General features: G+C 49.3%; 15 protein-coding genes. 12 read left to right on the forward strand and 3 right to left on the reverse strand.

Annotation, left to right across the window (positions count from 1 at the left end; all coding sequences use genetic code 11):
• The first annotated feature begins 6 nt into the window (after positions 1 to 6).
• From ACYVFD_RS05540 to ACYVFD_RS05555, 4 genes are all read left to right on the forward strand, one after another.
• Positions 7 to 366 (forward strand): four helix bundle protein, encoded by a 360-nt coding sequence (locus ACYVFD_RS05540; protein WP_461088773.1) that lies wholly within the window; start codon positions 7 to 9, stop codon positions 364 to 366.
• Positions 367 to 439: 73 nt separating this feature from the next.
• A complete protein-coding gene (locus ACYVFD_RS05545) occupies positions 440 to 4,102 on the forward strand; it encodes an ABC transporter permease/M1 family aminopeptidase (RefSeq protein WP_461088774.1) in 3,663 nt (1,220 codons plus the stop codon).
• Between the two features lie 66 nt (positions 4,103 to 4,168).
• Positions 4,169 to 5,059, forward strand: coding sequence for a c-type cytochrome (locus ACYVFD_RS05550; protein ID WP_461089454.1), 891 nt, complete (start codon positions 4,169 to 4,171; stop codon positions 5,057 to 5,059).
• 28 nt (positions 5,060 to 5,087) lie between these two features.
• A complete protein-coding gene (locus ACYVFD_RS05555) occupies positions 5,088 to 5,546 on the forward strand; it encodes a DsrE family protein (protein WP_461088775.1) in 459 nt (152 codons plus the stop codon).
• 91 nt (positions 5,547 to 5,637) lie between these two features.
• On the opposite strand, the gene ACYVFD_RS05560 is transcribed toward ACYVFD_RS05555, so the two are convergent.
• The gene (locus tag ACYVFD_RS05560) at positions 5,638 to 7,434 is read right to left on the reverse strand and encodes a thiamine pyrophosphate-dependent enzyme (protein ID WP_461088776.1); all 1,797 of its coding nucleotides are present in this window, start codon (positions 7,432 to 7,434) and stop codon (positions 5,638 to 5,640) included.
• 226 nt (positions 7,435 to 7,660) lie between these two features.
• Here ACYVFD_RS05560 and ACYVFD_RS05565 point away from each other — a divergent pair, with 226 nt between their 5' ends.
• The 6 genes from ACYVFD_RS05565 to ACYVFD_RS05590 all read left to right on the forward strand — a co-directional run bounded on the left by ACYVFD_RS05565 (position 7,661) and on the right by ACYVFD_RS05590 (position 17,759).
• Positions 7,661 to 8,254 carry an RNA polymerase sigma factor gene (locus ACYVFD_RS05565; RefSeq protein WP_461088777.1) on the forward strand — a complete coding sequence of 198 codons (594 nt, stop codon included), beginning with the start codon at positions 7,661 to 7,663 and terminating at the stop codon, positions 8,252 to 8,254.
• Between the two features lie 123 nt (positions 8,255 to 8,377).
• The gene (locus ACYVFD_RS05570) at positions 8,378 to 9,481 is read left to right on the forward strand and encodes a FecR family protein (RefSeq protein WP_461088778.1); all 1,104 of its coding nucleotides are present in this window, start codon (positions 8,378 to 8,380) and stop codon (positions 9,479 to 9,481) included.
• 81 nt (positions 9,482 to 9,562) lie between these two features.
• Complete coding sequence (locus ACYVFD_RS05575) at positions 9,563 to 13,030, forward strand: TonB-dependent receptor (protein WP_461088779.1); 3,468 nt, start codon at positions 9,563 to 9,565, stop codon at positions 13,028 to 13,030.
• A 52-nt stretch (positions 13,031 to 13,082) separates the two neighbouring features.
• On the forward strand, positions 13,083 to 14,534 hold the full coding sequence (locus tag ACYVFD_RS05580; RefSeq protein WP_461088780.1) for a RagB/SusD family nutrient uptake outer membrane protein: 1,452 nt from the start codon (positions 13,083 to 13,085) through the stop codon (positions 14,532 to 14,534).
• Between the two features lie 199 nt (positions 14,535 to 14,733).
• A complete protein-coding gene (locus ACYVFD_RS05585) occupies positions 14,734 to 16,815 on the forward strand; it encodes an alpha-galactosidase (RefSeq protein WP_461088781.1) in 2,082 nt (693 codons plus the stop codon).
• A 47-nt stretch (positions 16,816 to 16,862) separates the two neighbouring features.
• Positions 16,863 to 17,759 carry a LysR substrate-binding domain-containing protein gene (locus tag ACYVFD_RS05590; protein ID WP_461088782.1) on the forward strand — a complete coding sequence of 299 codons (897 nt, stop codon included), beginning with the start codon at positions 16,863 to 16,865 and terminating at the stop codon, positions 17,757 to 17,759.
• 59 nt (positions 17,760 to 17,818) lie between these two features.
• Here ACYVFD_RS05590 and ACYVFD_RS05595 read toward each other — a convergent pair whose 3' ends face one another.
• A complete protein-coding gene (locus ACYVFD_RS05595; protein WP_461088783.1) occupies positions 17,819 to 19,612 on the reverse strand; it encodes a DUF6044 family protein in 1,794 nt (597 codons plus the stop codon).
• 132 nt (positions 19,613 to 19,744) lie between these two features.
• On the opposite strand from ACYVFD_RS05595, the gene ACYVFD_RS05600 reads away from it, so the two are divergent.
• Positions 19,745 to 21,268 carry a M28 family peptidase gene (locus ACYVFD_RS05600; RefSeq protein ID WP_461088784.1) on the forward strand — a complete coding sequence of 508 codons (1,524 nt, stop codon included), beginning with the start codon at positions 19,745 to 19,747 and terminating at the stop codon, positions 21,266 to 21,268.
• A gap of 122 nt (positions 21,269 to 21,390) precedes the next feature.
• On the forward strand, positions 21,391 to 21,621 hold the full coding sequence (locus ACYVFD_RS05605) for a DUF4834 domain-containing protein (RefSeq protein ID WP_461088785.1): 231 nt from the start codon (positions 21,391 to 21,393) through the stop codon (positions 21,619 to 21,621).
• Here ACYVFD_RS05605 and ACYVFD_RS05610 read toward each other — a convergent pair.
• On the reverse strand, positions 21,614 to 23,383 hold the full coding sequence (locus tag ACYVFD_RS05610) for an IS1182 family transposase (protein WP_461088786.1): 1,770 nt from the start codon (positions 23,381 to 23,383) through the stop codon (positions 21,614 to 21,616). The two genes, ACYVFD_RS05605 and ACYVFD_RS05610, sit on opposite strands and share 8 nt — an antisense overlap.
• Positions 23,384 to 23,699: the final 316 nt, after the last annotated feature.

The raw sequence follows: 23,699 nt of genomic DNA on the forward strand, positions 1-23,699 counted from the left end.
TTTCAAATGGAGAAAACACGGCATTTTAAGGAACTCATTGTCTGGCAAAAAGCTCACCAATTTGTGTTGAAAATATATAAGCTGACCAACCATTTTCCCAAGGAAGAATTGTTCGGGCTGACTTCCCAGTTAAGACGCAGTGCAGTTTCAGTTCCTGGAAATATCGCAGAAGGTTATCGAAAACGGACGACACCCGATAAAGCCAAGTTTCTTAACACGGCACAGGGCTCATTAGATGAGTCACATTATTATTTGATTTTGGCTCATGATTTAGAATACGCTGATACAACCGATTTGCAAGCAGATTTAGAAGAAATAGCGCGTTTGCTTAACGCCTATTATACCGCAGTTAATAACCAACGTTAGCAGCATGGATGTGTGAGCCTACATAGCCTACCTCCTCACTTCTCGCTCCTAACTCCTAACTCCTTGAAACCCCATGTTCTCTGAAATTTTCCGTTTCGAATTGGCGTATCGGCTTAAACGGCCTGCCACTTACCTCTACGCCCTGATTTTATTCCTGTTTACTTTCCTGTTTGTCATTTACGGGAATGGACCGGCATCGGAGAAAACAAATGTCAATTCGCCCTACGCCATTAGCCAGTTTGTGGTGGTGTTAACTATTTTCGGGATGTTGGTAGCGTCGGCAGTGATGGGAGTGCCGGTCTATCGCGATATTGAGCACAATACTAAAAATTACTTTTTCAGCTTTCCGATCACCGAGCGAGGGTATATTCTGGGGCGGTATTTGGGTTCGTTCGTCGTGCTATTAGGTATTATGGCGGTGGGCATGCTTGGAATAGTTATTGGTTCGCTGCTAGGGCCAATTTTTAACCTGGCTGATAATACCGAGCGTTTTGGGCCGATTCGATTTCGCGACTATGCCTATCCGTTCCTGCTGTTTGTACTACCGAATATGTTCCTGGTCGGCAGTATTTTCTTTGGATTGGTGGCCTTCTCGCGGCAGGTGTTTACGACCTATGCAGGCAGTATTCTTCTGTTCATTGCTTATCTGCTCGGTACTACGCTCTCCCAGGACCTGGAAAATAAACACCTTGTCAACCTGCTCGATCCGTTCGGTTCCTTCGCCTACGACAATGCCACCAAATACTGGTCACCAGTAGAGCAGAATTCCCTGGTGCCACCGCTTGAAGGTGATCTGCTGACCAATCGATTAATTTGGTTGGGAATCGCGTTGCTGGCGTTCGGGCTGACGGTGTTTCGATTCAGCTTTGCCCGGTTTCTAGCCGTTAAACTGGGCGGTTCGTCGTCACGAAAGAAAGCCAAAGGAGAAGTTATCTCCGAAAAAGCGCCTTCGCTGGCCAGCTTGCCCACGCCTACGCCTGTTTTTCGGGCCAGTACCTACATTGGGCAGATGGTTAAACAGGCCCGGATTGAGTTTAGCAACATCATTCGTGACCCGTATTTCATTGCCATTCTGCTTGGAGCAGTACTGTTCCTGTTTCTGGATGGCTGGTTTGGTGTGCAAACGTTCGGGACGCCTTCATTGCCGACTACCTACGCCATGCTTGAAGCCCGTAATGGTACGTTCTTTTTCTTCGTGCTAATCGTCATTATTTTCTATACAGGCGAGGTTGTTCACCGAGACAAAGTAGTGCATTATGACACCATTGCCGATGCACTGCCCGTGCCCGACTGGATGAATTACGGGGCTAAGCTGCTTGCCATGACGTACATCTGTCTGTTACTCTGCACACTGATTATCGTATCGGGCGTATTGGATCAGACCGTAAAAGGGTACTTCAATTACGAATTTGGGCTTTATCTCCGCGATGCCTATGGCATTGCCTTCACCCAGTATTTTCAGTTGGTGATGCTGGCATTTTTTGTGCATACGATGGTCAACCAGAAGTTTGTGGGGCATATCGTTACGCTGGCTACCTACATCGTCATCTGGGCAGTGCCGCAGTTTGCCGAGTTCAATTACAAACTGGCGCTACCCTTTTCGGGCGGTGGGGTTCAACTTTCCGACATGAACGGATTTGGACATTATCTGGCTTCGCTGGCATCGTTTCGGTTGTACTGGTATGCCTTTGGCGGTATTCTGCTGGTATTGGCCTTGTGGTTCTGGAACCGGGGAGCTGATACGGGGTTCAAGTCACGCTGGCAACTGGCCCGGCAGCGGATGGGCAGACTGTCGATGGCGCTGGTGGCGTTGCTGCTGCTTGCCTTTGTGAGTATGGGGGCCTGGATCTATACCAATGTAAGTGTAAAGAACCATTACTATTCGGCCGATGAACAGCGCGAGCAACAGGCCAACTACGAGAAGAAATACCACAAATATGCGAATGTACTCCAACCGAAAATTACCAGTGCCAAACTGGCTGTTGATGTATTCCCGGAAGAGTTTAAAGCCGTTGCAACCGGACTGTTCTCGATTGTAAACAAAGGCGACCAACCCATCGATTCATTACATCTGACCATTCCGCCCGACAATTTCCATCGGAAGATGACCAAATTTACCATTGACGGACAGGCACCGAAGCTGATCCTGAACGATAGCAATTTTGGGTATTACATCTACAAGCTTCCGAAAAAGTTGAGTCCCGGCGATACGGCCCGAATGGAGATGGACGTGACAGGACAGTACACCGGCTTTCCCAACAGTGGTGATAGTCGGGAAGTAGTGGCCAATGGTACATTTTTCAACGTGGGCATCTTTCCCGGTTTTGGCTATAGCGTAGATGGCGAACTGAGTAGCGATAAGTATCGGAAGAAGTACGGTTTGCCGGTAAAGGAATGGGCGGTTCCGGCTCAAAACGATCCGCGTGGCCTACGCGATTTCCTATTCACCGACGATGCGGACTGGGTAACCTTCGAAGGAACCATCTCGACCACACCCGATCAAACGGCTATCATGCCCGGCGAACTACTCAAAACCTGGACCGCCAATGGGCCGGATGGTAAACCCCGCAAGTATTTTCAGTACAAACTCCCCAGTTTCTCCGATTATTTCTTCAGCATGTGTTCGGCGAAGTATGGTGTAAAACGTGATTCGTGGACTGGCCCCGATGGCAAAAAAGTAGCGCTCGAAATTTACCACCACCCCGGTCATGACCGGAACCTCGACCGGTTTATGGCGAGTATGAAGGCATCGCTGAGTTACTACACCAAAAACTACGCACCTTATCCGTATCCGGTGTTGCGCGTTTTAGAATTCCCACGTTATGCCGCTTTTGCCCAGTCCTTCCCGACCACGGTGCCGTATTCCGAAGAGTTTGGCTGGGTGGGGGATTTTCGCGATCCCGACAAAACCGATTACGCGTATTACGTAACGGCCCATGAAGTAGCGCACCAGTGGTGGGGGCATCAGATCATGCCCAGTCGAACACGTGGCTCAAACCAGATTTCGGAAACGATGGCTGAATATTCGGCGCTCATGGTCCTGAAAGAGCGCTATGGTGTCGATGCCATGCCGAAGTTTCTGAAATATAGTCTGGACAGGTATCTGGGCGGCCGGGCGTTTGAGGATAAATTTGAAGCCAACATGCTCGATAACGACACCCGTTCGTACGTCTGGTATCAGAAAGGGTCGATGCTGATGTATGCCTTGCAGGATTACATTGGCGAAGCCCGCGTGAATCAGGCCATGAACGATTATATGAAAGCCGCCCGGTTCCGTCAGAAGGCTCCGTTTACTACCTCGCTCGAATGGTACAGTTTCCTGAAAGCCGCCACCCCCGATTCACTAAAGCCCTGGCTGACCGATAATTTCGAAAAACTGACGCTCTACGACAATCGGATCACCAAAGCCGAAGCAAAATCCATCGGAAAAGATCAATATCGTGTTAAATTGTATGTTCGTTCGGCAACCGAATATTACGACAAATCAGGTAAAGAAATTGGCAAGGGAAAAGGCCCGGTCATTGTCGATATTGCGGTCCTGACGAATGATAGCAAAAACAAAGACGGGCTGACAACCAAAGTGCCGCTATACATGCAGAAACGAAGCCTGACACCGGGTGAACACGTAATTGAGGTGACCGTAAAAGGCAAGCCCGTTAAAGCCGGAATCGACCCGTACAATAAACTGATCGACCGCGTTTCAGACGATAATCTGGTGAGCGTAGATATGCCGTAAATTATGAAAAAGCCATTCAACTATCGATTAATCGCACGGCGACAAACCTATTGGGGCTTGAGCTTAATGGCCCTTGCAATGGGTTTAACGGCCCTAATCCCGCCGACCTACTGGCAACCGCCTGCTGATAGTCGACTACCGGCCGGAGCTATAGGTCAGCAAATTCGGTATGGCCGGGAGTTGATTGCCCATACTGCCAAATACCTGGGGCCGAAAGGCAGCATAAAGCATCTCTCGAATGGTATGAACTGCCAGAACTGCCACCTCGAAGCGGGGACGAAAGTGCTGGGAAACAACTATTCAGCAGTATTTTCAACCTATCCAAAGTTTCGGGATCGTTCGGGGGCGGTAGAGTCGATTGTGAAACGAGTGTCCGACTGTTTTGAACGGAGTTTGGCTGGTAAAGCGCCCGATAGCAGTAGTAAGGAAATGAAAGCGATTGTGGCCTATATGCAATGGCTCGGAACAGATGTACCCAAAGGCCAGCGCCCAGAAGGCGTTGGTTTAGCCAAACTGGCTTATCTGAATCGTGCTGCCGACTCTACAAAAGGGCATGCCGTGTACGTGGCCAAATGTCAGGTATGTCATGGAGCGAAAGGCGAAGGCATTCGAGCGGCTAGCGCTTCTGAGTATGTGTATCCGCCGTTGTGGGGGCCGAAAAGCTATAATGATGGCGCTGGTTTGTACCGACTCTCAAGCTTTGCAGGTTACGTGAAAAATAACATGCCGTTTGGGGCTACTTATGCCAGTCCGCAGCTAACCGACGAAGAAGCTTGGGATGTGGCCGCCTTTATTAATTCGATGCCACGTCCGCATAAAGACCAGAGCAGAGACTGGCCCAACGTCGCTACCAAACCGATTGACTTTCCTATTGGCCCGTATGCTGATAGTTTTAGTGAGCAACAACACAAATTTGGCCCTTATCAACCCATTGCAGATGCGCGCAAACCGAAGTAGCTTTACTAAAAATCAAAAACTAACCATCATGACGAAGTTCACCTATCTGCTTTTGCTGGCTTTCCTGAGTATTGCTGGAGGAGCTATGGCGCAAACAGCCGAAACAGGCACATTTCACGGAGCCCAGCCGACCAAGTCCCGTTATAAAGCTATTTATCAGCTAAATACTGCCGATACGGCAACCATCCGACATGCGCTGGCCAACATCCAGAATGCCCTAAACGACCCCCGATTGAAGGGAAAACTAGATGTGGAACTGGTCGTGTACGGTGGGGCCAACATCGTGTACCGGAAAGACAAGCCTTATTTTGAGCAGGATATTGAAAAGCTACACAAGCAGGGGGTAATTATGGCTATGTGTGAGAACACCATGAAACTGCGAAAAATCAGCAAGGATGAACTGTTTCCCATCGTCAGTTACGTGCCCAGCGCCAACGGCGAACTCATCATCCGCGAACAGGAAGGCTGGACCATCATTCGGCCCTAATTGAAGTAAGCTTTGTAACGAAACAGCCCGCTAGCCAACGAACTGGTAGCGGGCTGTTCTATTAGAATGATACCAAACTCTATTTGAACTCTCATAAACCCGGTATCACATTGAGTAAACTGCGGCCCTTGGTTTCGATGGCTTCGCGAACCTGATTTTTTACGACGGTTTTGATGATTTCGCTGCGGTCGCGTTCACCTCGGACCAATGATTTCGCAAATTCAATGGCTTGTGTAGTGGTTATTTTACCAGGCATGGGCGGTTCGTTTTGATCGACAATGCAATCGACTAAAACTGGTCCGTCGTGGGTAAGGGCCTGCTGGATAATAGTGGGAGCATCTTTAGGGTCTTCAATTGTAAAAGCAGTGGCTCCACAAGCGCGTGCATAAGCCGCAAAATCGATGGATTGTAATTCAACGCCAAATTCAGGGTTGCCTTCCAGCACAATCTGCTCCCATTTGATCTGCCCGTACGAGTTGTTGTGGAAGATAAATACCTTGATCGGAAGCTTGTATTTAACAGCCGTTGCCATTTCGCCCATGAGCATCGTAAAACCGCCATCGCCCACCAGAGCGACTACCTGACGACCCGGATACGCGACGGATGCCGCAATGGCATACGGTAAACCCGATCCCATTGTAGCCATCAGGCCGGAAGTGGAAAATTGCATGGTGCCCCGCATCTGAATATGGCGAGCCGCCCAGGTTGTATTATTGCCACAGTCGCAGGTGATAATGGCGTCGTCGTTGAGCAGCGGACTGACCAGGTGTGGGATCACCTGGGGTTTCATCGGGATGTCGGTCTGTGTACCGCGTTCAGTCATCAGGTCTCGCCAATTGTCCATCCGCTCCTGCGCTTTTTTGAGGAAACTACTATCCGCCTTAGGTTTTAATAACGGCAGAAGAGCCTGAAGCACAGTTTTACTATCGCCCACAAGTCCTACTTCGACGGGAGTGCGAAGGCCGATGCGTGTAGCATCCAGATCGATCTGTACCGTACGGGCCTGACCAGGTTTAGGATAAAACTCCAGGTAAGGAAAGTAGGTGCCAATCATGATCAAGGTATCGCATTCTTCCATCGCATCCTGTGAAGGAGCTGTTCCCAGTAGGCCGAGTCCGCCGGTTGTATAAGGGCTTTCATCAGGTAAAACCGCTTTTCCCAGCAGCGCTTTAATGACTGGCCCACCAACGGTTTCGGCTAATTGCTCGACCTCTGTACGGGCCTTCAAAGCCCCACGGCCTACCAGAATAGCCACTTTCTCGCCCGCGTTAATCACGTCGGCGGCTCGTTGCAGCGTTTCCAATGCAGGAGCAAGCTTCATATCGACCTGAGGGTCGCTGGTATGATTGGCAACATTGGCCATCGAACGTTTATCATCCCGTACCGTCCATTCCTGAAAATCTTTGGGAAACGAAATATGCGCTACCGTTCGGAGTCCGTAAGCTGTCCGGATGGCCTGATCGACGGCATTGATGACGTGGTCGGGCCCCATGATCAATTCGTTGTAAGCAGCTACATCCGTATACACCTTCGTCAGATTAGCATCCTGTTGATAATACGAACTACTGAGGTCATGGAAGGTATGACCGGTGATGGCTAAAACAGGCTGACCGTCATACTTGGCATCGTACAGACCGTTGAGCATATGGATACCACCACAACCCGACGTGGCTATGCAAACGCCCAGTTTGCCGGTAAATTTAGCATAGCCACCAGCCATAAACGCAGCAGCTTCTTCGTGTCGAACCTGAATGAGCCGGATCTTGTCCTGATGCGTCCGTAGTGATTCATAAATTCCGTTGATACCATCGCCCGGCAGGCTAAAGACGGTATCGACACCCCACTCAATCAATCGTTCGACTAATAAATCTCCTCCTGTTTTAGCCATGCTGTTTTCTATGTAACAAGTTGCACCAGCACGTGGCGCTCCGCACAGATAAAGTGAGTGGGTAGGTGTTTTGTTTGTATTTTTAATATCAGCAACCACTGACTTACAGAACCAGTGGGTATTAACGAAATTTGATCCTAACTAGCCTAACTACCGACTAATCAAGTATAGTAAGTAGGGTAGATTCGCCAATACTTTTCTTCTATTAAAGAGGATTACTCTATGTATGAAGGCTGAACAAATCGATGATGGACTCCTGTGGCAACGCTTCCGGTCGGGCGATTCGGTGGCGTTCGATCAGCTTGTTGGGGCCTATTATGCGATTTTATTTCGGTACGGCACTCGTTTCGACCCCGATGAAGAGTACATTAAAGATTGTATTCAGGATGTTTTCGTGGAGCTGTGGCAGCGTCGGCAAACAGTTCGCGAAACAGAGTTCGTTAAATTTTATCTGCTGAAATCACTACGACGACGCATTTTTCGGGGAAAAGCCAAATGGGGCACCAATTGGGAGTCGATTCAGGAGAATTACTTTTTTGAAGTCGAGTTTTCCATCGAGAACCAGCTCATTACGCAGGAGATTGCTCATGATCAGGTTCGGCAGTTAGAAGCGTTGCTCAATCAACTCTCCAAACGGCAGAAAGAAGTCATCTTCCTTAAATTTTACCAGGGCCTTACGCATGAGCAAATTGCGGAGGTGATGATCCTGAATCGACAGTCGGTCTACAATATTCTTCACGAAGCACTACAAAAACTGCGCAATGCCTGGCAGGGCGATATGGCTTTCTCCGTGACTTTATTGTCGCTTCTGGTTCGCTAAGCCCGTTCTACGGCCGCTATTCTTCCAGTAAATTTTTTTGTAAAAAAATCCAGTTTTTTCCAGTAGGATCGGTAGGGCGACTGCATGTTGGAGGTATAAGGCTAGTCTTTAGCTTACTCCTTCATGAAAAACTACCAGGATTACCAGATTGAGGATTTTCTGCTGGACGAGTCGTTTAATCGATGGGCCAGTAACCAAAGTTCGCCCGACGAACAGCAATTCTGGCAGCAATGGCTGGGTCAGCATCCTGAAAAACGTGACATTGCTGAGCAAGCCCGACTGATCGTTGGTGGCCTGACTGTTAAGCCATATCGGGATATTTCGGAGCCGGACGTACAGCAGCAACTTCAACAGATACAGTTCCGAACGCATAGACAGCCTTCCGTGTGGGTAGTTGCGAACCGCTCATTGGGTTGGTGGGCCAGAGTTGCGGCTATGCTGTTGCTGGTACTGGGTATCGGCTGGACGGTCTGGTCGGTTCGGCAACCGGCCAATCAGTCTATCTATGCCGAACTGGTCAATGCGTCGTCGATAAAGCTAATTGAGAAAATCAACACCACGAATGCGCCCCTAAGGGTTGCGTTGAGCGATGGGAGCCAGGTTACTCTACAACCCGCCAGTCGCATTAGCTTCAGCGAACAGTTTCAGGGTGCCAAACGCGAAGTTTATCTGACCGGGGAAGCGTTTTTTCAGGTTCAGAAAAACCCGGCTAAGCCTTTCTATGTGTATGCCAATGAGGTCGTAACGAAAGTACTGGGAACCAGCTTTACGGTCAAATCCTACGAGAATCAGGCCAATGTGCAGGTGGTTGTGCGAACAGGGCGCGTATCCGTTTTTGCCCGGAAAGACTGGCAACGCGCGGAGGAAAAAGCCAACAGCGATATTCCCGGCGTGGTGCTAACGCCGAACCAGCAAGTGGTCTTCAATCGGCAGGAAAGCCATTTTCGCCGGACTATTATTCCGAATCCCGCCATTATCGATACGCGTTTTACCCGCAATGTCTTCGTGTATGACGACACACCAGTTGCTCAGGCCTTTGCCCAACTCGAAGAAGCGTACGGGGTCGATATCGTCTTCGACGAACAACTGCTGAAACAGTGTACGCTGACTGCCAAATTTCAGGATGAGCCGCTGCTGGAAAAATTGAATCTGATCTGCCAGACCATAAAAGCTTCGTACCAAATCGTTGATGCCCAAATCGTCATTAGCGCTCAGGGGTGCTATTGATCCTTCATTTTCTATTGCCCTCTTTACTCAATTATCTGTATGAAAAAGAATAGATGTCTACGAACTCTTGCCTTGTTTATCATGAAAACTTCGCTTGTGCAAGGCTGTTTGCTCATACTGTTTACCGGTATGACCTACGCGACGACCGTCGATGCACAGTCGCCACTGGATCGGCAGATTAGCCTGCAACTGACGGATGTGACCGTAAAGAATCTGCTAAAAACGATTGAACGCGAAGCCGATGTGGAATTTATGTACAGCGACAAGATTATTCAGTCGCGCCGGAAAGTCTCGCTCAATGTGACTAATGAACGGCTGGCTGCAGTACTTGACAAGGTACTTCGACCGCTCCAAATCAGCTACCAGCTAACCGGAAAACGGATTCTGCTGAATGCCTCCGCCCCTGAATTGCTCTTACCCACCCGTATCATTCAAACGCCGGTCAGTGTCGTTACGGATCGTGCCATTACGGGTACGGTCACCGACGAAACGGGCGCTGGTATTCCTGGGGTTAGTGTCATCGTAAAAGGCACCCAGCGTGGTACTACGACCGATGTGCAGGGAGCCTACCGGCTGAACGTACCCGATGGCGGATCGCCCATACTGGTATTTAGTTTTGTGGGTTACCAGACCAAAGAAGTTCCGTTAGGCAACAACAGCCAATTGTCGGTTCAATTGCTGACGGACGATAAAACCCTCAGTGAAGTAGTTGTGGTAGGCTATGGCACCCAAAAGCGCGAAGCTGTTACGGCGGCTATTGCGTCGGTGCCGATGTCGGAAGTGAAAGACATGCCCGTATCGAATGCCGCTACGGCGTTACAGGGCAAAATTGCCGGGGTTATCGTTCAGCAGAACAACGGTACGCCAGGTAGTACACCCGCCATTAAGGTCCGGGGATTTGGTTCGATCAGTGCCGGTAATTCACCCCTGATTGTAGTTGATGGGAACATTGTCGATGCCAGCATTTTCGGTTTGCTGAACACAAACGACATTGAAAGCATCGATGTGCTCAAGGATGCTTCGTCAGCGGCTATTTATGGGTCAAAGGGCTCGAACGGGGTGATTCTGGTAACGACCAAACGCGGTAAAAGTGGAAAGACCAATGTCAACTTGGATGTGTACACTGGGTTTCAGCAGGTAACCAAAAAGCTAGACCTTCTCAATTCGCAGCAGTTTGCCGAGTTTGGTAAAGAAGCTTCCAATACGGCGTATTTGGATAACGTTCCTGGTGCCAGCATTAATGACCCCAACAGTGTACGGCCAAGTTCTTACCTGCGGTATCGCTATCCACGGGGTGAACTATACGACTGGTTCAATTTCGACGACCCAGCCAAGGTAGCCAACCTGCCTTATAATGACTATCAGGATATGATCTTCCGCAAGGCTGCCATTAGTAACTACCAGCTGTCGGTGTCGGGTGGTACCGATAAGGCCCGGTATCTGGTCAGTGGAGGCTACCTCAAGCAGGATGGCATTATTAAAGGTTCCAGCCTCGATCGGTACACCGTACGGGCCAATGTCGATGTAAACATTACCCCCCAGCTACGGGTTGGTCTGAACCTCAATCCATCGTTTAAGAACCAGCAGGAAGTACTTTCGGATGGGCACTGGGCCAATAACGGGATTATCAATGCGGCCTTGTCGGCCATGCCTATGGCGCCTATTTACGCAGCCGATGGGGTAACCTACTCGTCGCAGACCGAACTGGCAGCACCGTATAACTATCCCGGTATTACGAATCCCATTGCCAACATTACGGAATACCATAGCAATTATCAGCAGATCAATTTGCTGGGTAACTCGTATCTGGAATATAACTTCCTGAAGGCGTTCAAATACCGGGCCACAGGCAACCTAAACTTCACCGGCTATCGACGCAATGCTTACCAGACATCCCGGCTGCCACTCAACCAGTTGCTACCTCCGAATGCGGCCAAAGGTACTGCCACTTCTGAGCAGGGGCTTAGCTGGTTGTTCAACCAGACGCTGACCTACACTAAAACCCTGAATGAGGTGCATAATCTGGATGTGCTGGTGGGGATGGAAGCGACTCGTTTTCAGTATCAGTACAGTTCCGGCACGGGTAGTTCATATGCCAACGATGTGGTTGAAACACTGAACGCCAGTGCCAATGGTACTACATCGACCATTACCTCCAATCGCCGGGACAATGCCTCGACCTCCTACTTCGCCCGGATCAATTACAATTACAAAAGCAAGTACCTGCTGAATGTATCGGTTCGTCGGGATGGGTCGTCAATCTTTGGGCCAGAGAATCGCTGGGGTACGTTCCCGGCGGCTTCGTTGGGCTGGCGATTTAGCGAGGAGAATTTTATGAAAGGAGTTCCTAGTCTATCGGAAGCCAAGCTTCGGGTGAGTTATGGCCTCTCTGGCAACAATGCGTTCCAATCGGGTGGTAGTCCCGAGTATTACCCCTATGCCGCCACGTTGCGGTCGGACAATTACAGCTTTAATAATAACCTGGCCAATGGTTTAGCCCCCGGCACGTTGGGTAATGCCAATTTGGGTTGGGAGAAAAACCAGCAATTTGATGCCGGTATTGATCTGGGTCTGTTCAATAACCGCGTTTACCTGATTGTCGATTATTACAACCGGATTACCAAAGACCTGCTGCTATCGGTCAATGTGCCTTCACTAACTGGGTTTACATCGGCTGTGAAGAACATTGGTAAAATGGAGAACAAAGGCTGGGAGTTTTCGGTCACGACGCGCAACATGACCGGGGCATTTGTCTGGAATACCAGTGCCAACCTGTCGTTGAACCGCAACAAAGTGCTGGCGCTTGGACCCACGGGCGACCCCATTCGGAGCAACAGCGGTGTCGATCAGACGAACATTACCCAGATTGGCTCACCCATCGGTAGTTTCTATGGCTACAAGCAGATTGGTATTTTCAAGAACCAGGCCGACCTGGACAGCTACCCGCATGATGCCACCGCCAAACCGGGTGATGTGAAGTATGAAGACGTGAATGGCGATGGAAAAATCACTGCCGACGACCGGACCATCATCGGTAATAACCAGCCGAAGTTCATTTACGGAATGACCAACTCGTTTAGCTACAAAGGATTTGACCTGAGCATTGCCATCCAGGGTACGCAGGGTGGCCAGATTCTGAACCTGAGTCGTCGCTTCTTCGAGAATCTGGAAGGTAACGCCAACCAGATCACGACGGTACTGAACCGCTGGCGGTCGGAGAGCAATCCTGGTGATGGCGTAACACCCCGTGCCAATGCCCGAACTACCGGTAACAACAATGCTGTGTCGTCGCGCTGGGTAGAGGATGGCTCTTACCTGCGAATTCAGAACCTGAGCCTGGGGTATCAACTGCCGAAGGCGCTACTGAACAAAGCAAAAATTCAGCAGGCACGCGTCTATCTGTCGGCTCAGAATCTGCATACCTGGACTAAATACCTGAACTACAACCCGGAAGTCAGCAACTACGAAGGTCCGCTGACGGGTGGTGTCGATTACGGCTACTATCCGCTGGCGAAGACCTTTACGGTAGGTCTGAACTTAGGTTTTTAACAGAACGCGTTGACGGTAAATGTCTCATCGGTAAATCCTACTGACAAAAACAATGAAAGTATCTAAACTCTATATATCGCTGCTGTTCAGCCTGACGCTCAGCTCATGCAGCAAGGAATTTCTGGACTTAAAACCCATCTCGTCGGCTACATCGGATAACTTTTACAAGACTGCCGACGATTTCAAAAATGCGGTCAACGGAGCCTATGCTTCCTTACAGTCGGGTGGTATTTTCGGAAACAGCTACGTCTTTGGTGATGTGGCTTCCGACAATACGGTACCACCCGCTTCCGGTTCGGTAACGGACCAGGATGAGTTCGATCGGTTCTACATCCGAACCACCAATCCGTTTATCTCCGGTCGCTGGAACGATAGCTATTCCGCTATTGCCCGCTTTAATACCATTCTGGAGAAAATTGGCGGGGTGTCGATCGATGAGGCCTTGAAGAACCGCTATATAGCCGAAACCAAATTTCTGCGGGCACTGGTGTATTTCAATCTGGTGCGTACGTTTGGTGATGTACCCCTGGTGCTGAAGTCCATTGCTAATCCCGACGAAGGCTACGAGTACGGCCGTTCGCCCAAAGCCGATGTCTATGCACAGATTGAAAAAGACCTGACCGATGCCGAAGGTGTGCTGGCGGTTTCCTACCCAACAGCTGAAACTGGCCGGGCCACGAAAGGAGCCGCCAAGGCGTTACTGGGCAAAGTTTACCTGACCGAAAAGAAATACGCGCAGGCGGCTGCCAAGCTTAAAGAAGTGATTGACCTGGGCGTGTACGATATTCTGCCGAATTATGCCGATGTCTTTAAGGTAAGCAATAAGAACAACAAGGAATCCGTGTTCGATGTACAGTACAAATCGGGTGGCGCTGGCGAAGGCAATTCCTGGCCGAATTCGTTCGCACCCGAAAATTCAGGCAATGCCGTAATTGCGTTTGGGGGTGGTGGCAATAACCAGCCGACAGCCGATCTGATCAATTCGTATGAACCGGGCGATAAACGGAAAGATGCTTCCCTGGCTACCTCGTATGTGAATGCCAGCGGGCAAACTATCCCGTACAACTTTGTGAAGAAGTATTACGACACACCGGCCACCAACGGCGACAATGGCAATAATATTCCTGTCATTCGGTATGCCGATGTGTTGCTGATGTATGCCGAAAGTCTGAACGAAGTGGGCTATCAGGCCAATGGCGATGCCTTTACGTACCTGAACAAGATTCGCAACCGGGCGGGGCTGGCCAGCAAAACGGCTACCGATATTCCAAGCCAGCAGGCATTCCGGCTAGCGATGGAGCAGGAGCGCCGGGTCGAATTTGCTTTTGAAGGCCAGCGCTGGTATGACCTCGTTCGTACGGATCGGGCGATCACTGTCTTAAATGGCAAAAAAGATCAGATTCGACTCGTGAATGTGCTGACCGAAAACAACCTGGTCGATCCGATTCCACAAAGCCAGATAGATATTAACAAGTCGAAAATCCAGCAGAATCCGGGCTATTAAAGCCAAATTTGGTTAGAGTAATTGAATTTATTTTTTGTCATCTCGACGCAGGAGAGATCTCAAGTTTACCGCTGGTAAGGGTGCTTTAAGATCCCTCCTGCGTCGGGATGACAAAAGTGGCTTGGAAAGGGAGCAGCTATTGCCTGTTCCCTTTTTTATGTAGTTGATTCGTATAGGAATTTGATCTAGAAGCGCATCTATGAGAACTTTACTGATCACGAGTATTCTACTGTTCAGCATTTCCAGAACAAGCCTTGGGCAAACGGACCTATCGTCGTGTCAGGCCATTCGAAAGGGGGATACACTCATTCTGGGTAATTCGCTGATTCAACGAACCTACCTGTTTCAGAATGGAAATTTCAGTTCATTGACTCTTCAGGACAGGCGAACCGGGAAGAAATGGGTGTTGGCGAATAAAAACGCCGATTTTGCCTTACCTGCCAAACTGGGCGAGCCATCCAATGGAAGTTTTACGGTTCAGTCTATTGCCGGAACTAGCCGGACGCCTGCGCATTTGGAAGCTGAAGTGATCGCTTCTTTGGGGGATTTATGGGTAAAGCGAGTCTTTCGTATTTATCCAAACTGTCCAGCCATTGCCTGCGATTATTACCTGAAAGGACGCGCTCCTGATTGGCAGCAACAGTCTCAACAGGCTTATGATGTACGTAACCTTGAATCCCTGGCAGCCCAGAAAGAAGGCGAAGCCAATGCCGTCGTATTGGATCGACTTGCCCTGCCCGGACTTCACTGGCGCGGTAAATCGGTTGAGTTTTTCGACGCTACCGATCAGAACAACACACTCGTGCAGGAATATACCCGACTGGCGTATCGTCAGGAAGTTCGCTTACGAGGCAACCTGTTGTTTCTGGATGAAGTAGGAACCGATACGGGGCTTTTCTGGCTCAAAGAAGCGCCCGTTTCAGGCGTTCAACTCGCCTACCCCGGTTTCGATTTTTCGCTGAAGTTCAATGAAATGCGGGCCGCAGGTATCGGTTTAGGACCAACTGACCTACGCGATGATGAATGGGTTCGTGGGTATAGTCTGGTGTTGGGCGTTTGGTCGGGTGGCGAAACGGGACAGCTAACGGCGCTTCGGTCGTATCAGCAGAATTTACGTATACGACAGCCCAATCGGGATGAGATGATTCTGCTCAACACATGGGGCGACCGAGGGCAGGATAAGAACATCAACGAAGCATTTGTGCTGCGCGAACTGGAACTAGGAGAAAAGTTGGGCATTACTCATTTCCAGCTCGACGATGGTTGGCAACAGGGCAAAAGTGCCAACTCGGCATTTCAGGGTGGAAGCTTCAAAGACATCTGGCGCAAACCGGATTACTGGCTACCCGATCCGAAGAAATTTCCGACCGGCTTCAACCGAATTATGGAAGCGGGTAAAAAACGTGGTATTACAATCTCGACCTGGTTCAATCCAAGTGTCGACAGTAGCTTCAAATACTGGGACCGGGATGCGCAGGTGATGATTGACCAATACCGGCGATATGGCATTCGGATGTGGAAAATCGATGGGGTACGCATTGCCGATAAACAAGCCGAAATCAACTTCCGAAAAATGCTCGATACGGTTATGGCCAGTACGAAAGGCGAAGCCGTATTTAACCTGGACGTAACGGCTGGCCGACGGTTTGGCTACCATTATTTTTATGAATACGGTAACCTCTTTCTGGAAAACCGCTATACCGACTGGGGCAATTATTACCCCCATTTCACCTTACGCAATTTGTGGATGCTGGCCCGCTACGTGCCGCCCCAGCGCCTGCAGATCGAGTTTTTGAACAAATGGCGTAATCAGGACCGCTACCCCAAAGGCGATTCGTTTAGCCCGACAAACTACCCATTCGACTATCTGTTTGCCATTACCATGCCTGCCCAGCCACTAGCCTGGATGGAAGCCCGCAATTTGCCACCAGAAGCATTTGCCATTACCAGCCTGATTAGTACGTATAAAAAACACTGGTGGGCGTGGCACAGCGGTCAGATATTCCCAATCGGAGATGAGCCATCCGGTACTAGCTGGACAGGCTTTCAATCCATTTCAGGAAAAGAGTCGGCCGGTTATGTATTGGTATTCCGGGAGCAGAACAAAGCAGATACAGCCACTATGAAGCTGATGGGCCTAGCGTCGGGTACTTATCAGTTTACACAATTGATGGGTCAGGGGAAAAGCTTTCAGCTAGGAGTAGGTGCAGATGGGAATGTGGTATTTAAGTTACCGCAACAAATGACGTATGGCTTCTATCGATATGAGCGGGTTAACTGACTTACCGTATTACCTTTGTCCTGACTAATACGTAGCTCAGTACCAATATGCTATCCTTCCGCCTGAATGTTTTCTACACTGTTGCCAAGCGACTAAGTTTTACCAAAGCAGCCGCTGAGTTATATGTGACGCAGCCTGCCGTTACCAAGCACATTCAGGAACTGGAACATCACTTTGGAACAGCCCTGTTCGACCGTCGGGGGAATCAGATCAGCCTGACAGCTGCCGGAAATATTCTCCTTCGCCATGCCGAAACCATTATGGCAACTTACCGCCAGTTGGAATTCGATATGAATGCCCTCAAAGGAGAGTCGCGGGGAGCCCTTCGGGTAGGGGCCAGTACAACGGTCGCACAGTATGTGATTCCGCCTGTGCTGGCACGTTTTCATGAGCAATCGGCCGATGTGGCCATTTCGCTGCTGAGCGGGAATACCGAACAGATTGAGCAGCAATTGCTTAACGACGAAATTGACCTGGGACTGGTAGAAGGTCGAACACATCATAGCGACATTCGCTACACGCCATTTGTCAAAGATGAGCTTGTCCTTATTTGCCGCGCCGATCATCCCCTCGCCGACCGTGATGAGATTACCCTTGCCGAATTGCGAGCCATTCCCATCGTTCTCCGCGAACGTGGATCAGGATCACTCGAAGTGATTGAACATGCGTTGAGGGGTGTTAATATTCGCCTGTCTGACCTGACGGTTGAAATGCATTTAGGCAGTACGGAAAGCATTAAGTCGTATCTCAGCAATTCGCGCTGTATGGCGTTTATTTCCGTTTTTGCGGTGCAACACGAATTGCAGGCTGGAACGCTGAAAGTACTTGATGTGCAGAGCCTGACCATTGAACGGGATCTGTATTCTATTCAGTTGCAGGGTGTTAGCGAAGGACTCGCCGATACCTTCATGCGCTTCGCCCGCCAGCATTATAAGCGTGGGTAACTTGCATAGGGCAAAGGGGTAAGGGCATGGGGCTACTCCTATGCCCTTACCCCTTTGCCCTACTCCACCTTGTACAGCCAGATCCGCCAATAGCTTTCGGGCTCGTCGAAGACTTTTTCCAGATGCAGTCGGTTATCGGCGGCATTGCCTATAGGCACGGCAGAAATCACGTACTGTCCATTCAGTGCGGTAAGGGCGTTGGTGTCGATCTGTAGATTGCTGACGGATTGAGTCTGCGTTTTTCCGAACAGATAATTCATGCCCAGCTCGGCCGTGTACAGATATACCCGGCAGGCATACGCGTCGTAATAAGCTCGCATTTGTTGAGTGCCTTTAGCGAGTTCGGTTGCAATGATTTTCCGGAATGCGTGCTTGTAGGGGAGAGGGTAATTGTTCTGATAACTATCGAGTGTGTAAAAGCCATTAAACTGGGCAACAGACGGGTGCATACCCAGACAGATGACGCGGTAACTGGCCTGGGGCTTTCCAATATAGTCCCGAATCTGAGCAAATTGCTTTTCGGCAAAAAACGCCCGAAACGATGGGTACTGCGCTTCGGTAATCAGCCCAACCATCTTGCCGACATTGATGCGCCATTCTTTATTCGCAAAAATCATTAGCACGAGCTGCAAAGCCAGAAACAGCGAAACGATATTCAATGACGGATTCCCTGCTCCTCGCTCCCTGCTCCTCGCTCCCTGCCCCTTGCTCCCTGCTCCCTGCTCCCGAAGCGCCATCGCCAGGAGGATAAACCAGAGTGTAGGAAGTAAAAAATAAAACCGGTCGAACTGAAAAACGCGGAACTTCATGCCCAGCGAAGTATCGCCCAGCCAGACAACGAGGTAATGATAAAAGCCGTGAATAAGGCAAATCACACCAGCCAGTACGGGAAGCCCAACTAGCCACCGCAACGATCGGTAGTCGTTCTGTCGATAGGCTTTCCAGCCACTCAATCCGGCTAGTACCAGAATGCCTAATGTTAGAAAAGCCCCTGTATTGAACATAGGCCAGACAAACAAATCGGCGCTTCGGCGTAGGCTATCGAATAAACGCATGGAACGGAGCTGGCTATAATCGAACTCGACGCGCTGAGAAATATAGGTTTGATGGACGAAGCCGTATATCAACTCCCATTCACTAGCCAAATACAGCGCCGACAACACGAGCAACCCAATCAGGTACGGCCAGTTAAGTTGCTGTCGATTGACCATACGTATTACTCCTAGTATACCTAAAGCAATACAAACGAAAAGACCCGACCAGACGAAGAACGAATAGAATGGAAACAGGCCGATGATAACCCAGTCGGTCCAGCGGCCTCGATTTGTCAATAGGTTGAGAAACGCAAACAGCAGTAGCGGCTGACCGGTAACCGATGCGCCATGCACTATATAACAGGGTACTAACGCAAACAAAAAGGCAACGGCTACTCGAGTGAATGCCCAGGCTGGCTCAGGCAAAATGTATCGCTTTAGTAGTAGATACATCCCCCAGAAACCAATGCCGTGCACAGCCGCAAAATTGACAACCTGAGCCGCATAAGGAGGAAGCAGCCAGAACGACAGCACTTCGAAATTTACCCCAGTCCGAAAGGCCGAGCGCGGTATTCCCCGAAATGGCCCACCGCTCATCATGTTCGGAATCATGGTGTTCAGGTCGAAATCGAAGGCTGTACGAGTGAATTTGAGCAGATACAGATAAAAAAAATCGCTGTCCAGATTGTCATGAATCGTCAGGTGAGCGCCTTCGCCGAGCCAGATGTACGGCAGAACATAAAGACCCAACAGGCCGATGGCAATGAACAGATACTTTTTTTCGGAAGTAGAATGACTGGTTTTAGAAAGCGAAGGCATAAGCAACCAAACCTGACAGGTTTTAGAAACCTGCTGAATTTTACGAAAGCGAAAATACTGAAATTTGCTGAGATGGGCTGTTTACCAATGGGCATTGGGCTTTTTTGTACTTTTACGACAAATTCAATCATCATGCAAACGTCTGCTGTTATTACCTTGTGGGTTGGCTTAACGCTGGCTTCTTTTTCGGCCCACGCACAAACTCGGCCTGCCAAATCAACGACTAGGCTACCTGAGTTTTCAATTCCACGCGCTGAAGTTGAAGCCCATATCCGATTTATTGCCTCTGATGAGTTGCAGGGACGCCGAACCGGTGAACCTGGTAACTGGACTGCCGCCCGGTACATTGCCGAGCAATTCAGACTTTTGGGCCTTAAACCCGCCGTGACAACCGATAATCGCCAGGACTATTTTCAGCGAATTGATTTCGAAAAAGTGAAAGCGGCAACGGCGGCCACACTGGTGATGGGTAAAGACACACTGAAGCTAGGCAAAGAACTAGCGGTTATGGCTGGTTCAGCGACGAACATCACGGGGGAGGTTGTCTACGTAGGCTATGGCCTGACCGATGGTGAAGATGGCTATAAAGGGCGTGATGTGAAAGGACGGATTGTGGTTGCACAGGGCGGATCGCCAGAAGCAAAAGGACCAGGGGCCATCTTTGGCGCGTCGACTGCCAAACGGAAGCTGGCCAGTGAGAAAGGGGCTGCGGCTCTGATCGAACTCTATAGCGAATCGATTCCGTGGAATTTTGTGAATCAATATTTTAGTCGTGAACAGGTCGCGCTGCCGTCGGGAGGGGGAGCGCCAATTGCCCATCTATGGATCAACAATGCGAACAATCAATATAAGCAACTGAAAGAACCTGGTCAGACCGTAACGCTGAGTACGACAGGACGACCGAAAACAATGGCGCCCTCCGCTAATGTCGCCGGAATTATTGAGGGTTCTGATCCAAAGCTGAAAGATGAATATGTAGTGCTATCGGCCCACTTCGATCACGTTGGGGTTGGAAAGCAGGGGGGCGCTCCGTATCAGCCTTCGGATAGCATCTTCAACGGAGCACGCGATAATGCGATTGGCACGGTAGCGATTCTGGAAGCGGCTAAAGTACTCTCGCAACAACGGCCAAAACGGTCGGTGCTGGTACTGGCGTTAACAGGTGAAGAAGTAGGATTGCTCGGAAGCCGCTATTATTCTGAGCATCCGCTAGTGCCGCTAAAGCAAACCATTTTCGATTTCAATACCGACGGCGCTGGCTACAGCGATACAACGATTGTGTCGGTGATTGGCCTGGAGCGAACGGGCGCTAAAGCCGAGATCGAAGCAGGCGCCAAAGCATTTGGTTTGTCCGTATTGGCTGAACCTGCCCCTGAACAGGGATTATTCGATCGATCGGACAATGTAAATTTTGCTACTAAAGGCGTCCCCGCCCCCGACTTTGCACCTGGTTTTAAATCTTTTGATGCCGAGATTGCTAAATATTATCACCAGGCGGCTGACAATCCAGAAACACTGAATTTTAGTTATGTACTTCGTTTTTGCCAGGCGTATGCGCATGCCGCTCGATTGATTGCCGATCGGGCTACGCGCCCACAATGGTCGGCTGGCGATAAATATGAGGCTGCTGGAAAAGCATTGTACGGGCAACAGTAGAGTTTTGTTGCCCACGCTTTTATCAATGTTGTGGACCGTATAACCCCGATTGAGACCGTTTGGCGGAATAGAAAACTAAATGCCTGGCTGCTACGTTTATAAACTATTAACGACACCCTGATATGTTACTTAAATATCTCTTCATTATCACGCTGATCATTCTGTTTGTTCCTCCAGTACGCCGGTTCGTGTTTTACCTATTGGTTGGTCGCCAATTGGTTAAGGAGCAGAAAAGGCAGGGCGATGTTCGTGGAGCCCGTCGGGAAGGCGATATCCGCGTCGATAATCGACCGACTGAAAACGACTCGCGCTTTAAAGGCGGGGATTACGTTGATTATGAAGAGGTTAAATAAATGAATAGCCTGCAATAAAACTAAAAGGTCTGCTAAGTATCTGCTTGGCAGACCTTTTTATTGTAGCATGCTTAAGGTAGTTTTGCTGAACACAGCTTCTAAAGTTACAATGGCGATCTGTGCAAGTCGTCGTCTTCGGGTCAAAGTTATATCTCACATACTCAGTCAATGTAAATAACTGATACACAGATAGGTGAGGTGAGTATTTGAGACAGCCGGTCCAGTCTGATGGCGAAGAGAAGAGGATTATTGACTCGCTGAACGGACATTTCCTGAACCAGAATTTAGTATGAAGTTTCGTACTTTGGCTAACATATATGTAGTGGCTGTTGCAAAAGTAGATCAGTATATAATAAAACTGATCAGGTACTGGTAGAGCGATTACCATTCCACTTTGTTCAACGGGCGTAAAGCGCAGATACTTCTTCAGATTGTAGGCTATAGCTGCCATATACATCACTTTAGCTGCTGCTTCTCGACTCTTGGTATTGATTTGGCGTAGCCCAAAGTAATTGATCAGACTACCTAACACTGGTTCGACCGTCGCTGAACGGATACGCATCATACGCTTGCCGAACCGACTTGATAACCGATTCGTCATGCGCTCATAATACGCTTTATAATAGGTGTGGTGTAATCGCTTTTCGTCGGCCTTCTTTGGCTTGCATTGTTCACTAATGGAGCATGCCTTACAATCGGATGCCTTGGCTAGATAACGCTTCTTGGGATTGCCTTGCTTATCAACAACCAATCTATCAAAGGCTAATCGTTTCCCCTGACTACAGGTATAACTGTCACTCTTGGCATCGTAACGAAAGCCTAATCGCTCGTCTTTGTACTTGCCATGAGGGGGAATGAACCCGGTCAGCCCCCTAGTTTCTAGTAATTCATAGTTTTCACCCGAACTGTAGCCCGCGTCGGCTACTACGTTACTCATAGCTACGCCAAAACGCGTCAAGCGTTCCTGCGTCACGTCAACAATAGGCAGTAGATTACGGCTATCGCGTCGATCAGCGGAACCCGCCTGAATATGGGTAATCACATGCTGAGTTGCGTCAACACTCACGCTTGCCATATAGGCTAATTGACGGGCTTTACCCGTTTTGAAGGCAATTCGGGCATCAGGGTCAGTCGGACTGTAATGAGTCAGATTGCTAAGAAGTTGACCGGATTTGTTGGGGGCCGCTTTAAGGATATTGCCATGAACGCGGTGAATGTGTTGTAGGCGATCTACCGAAGTGCTTAGTCGAGGGGGACTAGATTTGCCTAATGTAGAGGTGGGCTCAGCCAGCCAGATAGTAGGCTTAGGCTTCAGTTGACTCATGGATGCGTTAGCTTTAATGTAGGCTGAGTCAATAACTTGGGTGTGTCCGCTGACTAGTCCCTTGTGGATGCACAAGCCCACAACGTGACTAAAGCAGGTTTCAAAGACCGAAACTGGGATGCGTTGGCGCGTTCGGGATAAGGTGCTATGCCAAGGTAATGATTGTTCTAGTGCATAGCCCAAAAATGCGCGGATGCCTATATGCAAATTAGCCAATTCCAGTAGCTTACGGTCAGAGGTGATATTTTCTAAGTGTCCTACCAGCAGCAGTTTGACAAACACCACTGGGTCAATGGATGGTCGGCCCGTAGACGAGTAAAAGGGCTCAAAAAGTGGCCTAATGAAGCTGAAGTCAACTTCTTTTAGCAGTTGCTGGTAGAAATGGCGAGCCGGTACCAGTTTGATCAGCGATGTGCTCGATGAATGATAGCCTAACATAGGCTAACAACTACTTAGACCTTCAGTGTGTTGTTGATTGCTATAGAGGTAGCTTTACACTAGTTTAGCCGCTCATATATTGTCATTTTATAACTATATGCGGAGTTTAATTTGTAGGGCAATCATTCTAATTTTTACCCTGATTGTTTTATTCAACTGCCAAACTCAAGATGACCTACACCGGGAACAAAACTTAGAAAAGGCGTCTCAATTACACATGGGGATGGATTCGTTAGAGGTCCGAAAAATTTTTGGTACTCCTGACACACGTTATGTAGAAGCCAGGACAGGAATCGTTTACTATAACTACAATTTG

The sequence above is a fragment of the Spirosoma gilvum genome (assembly GCF_054776815.1).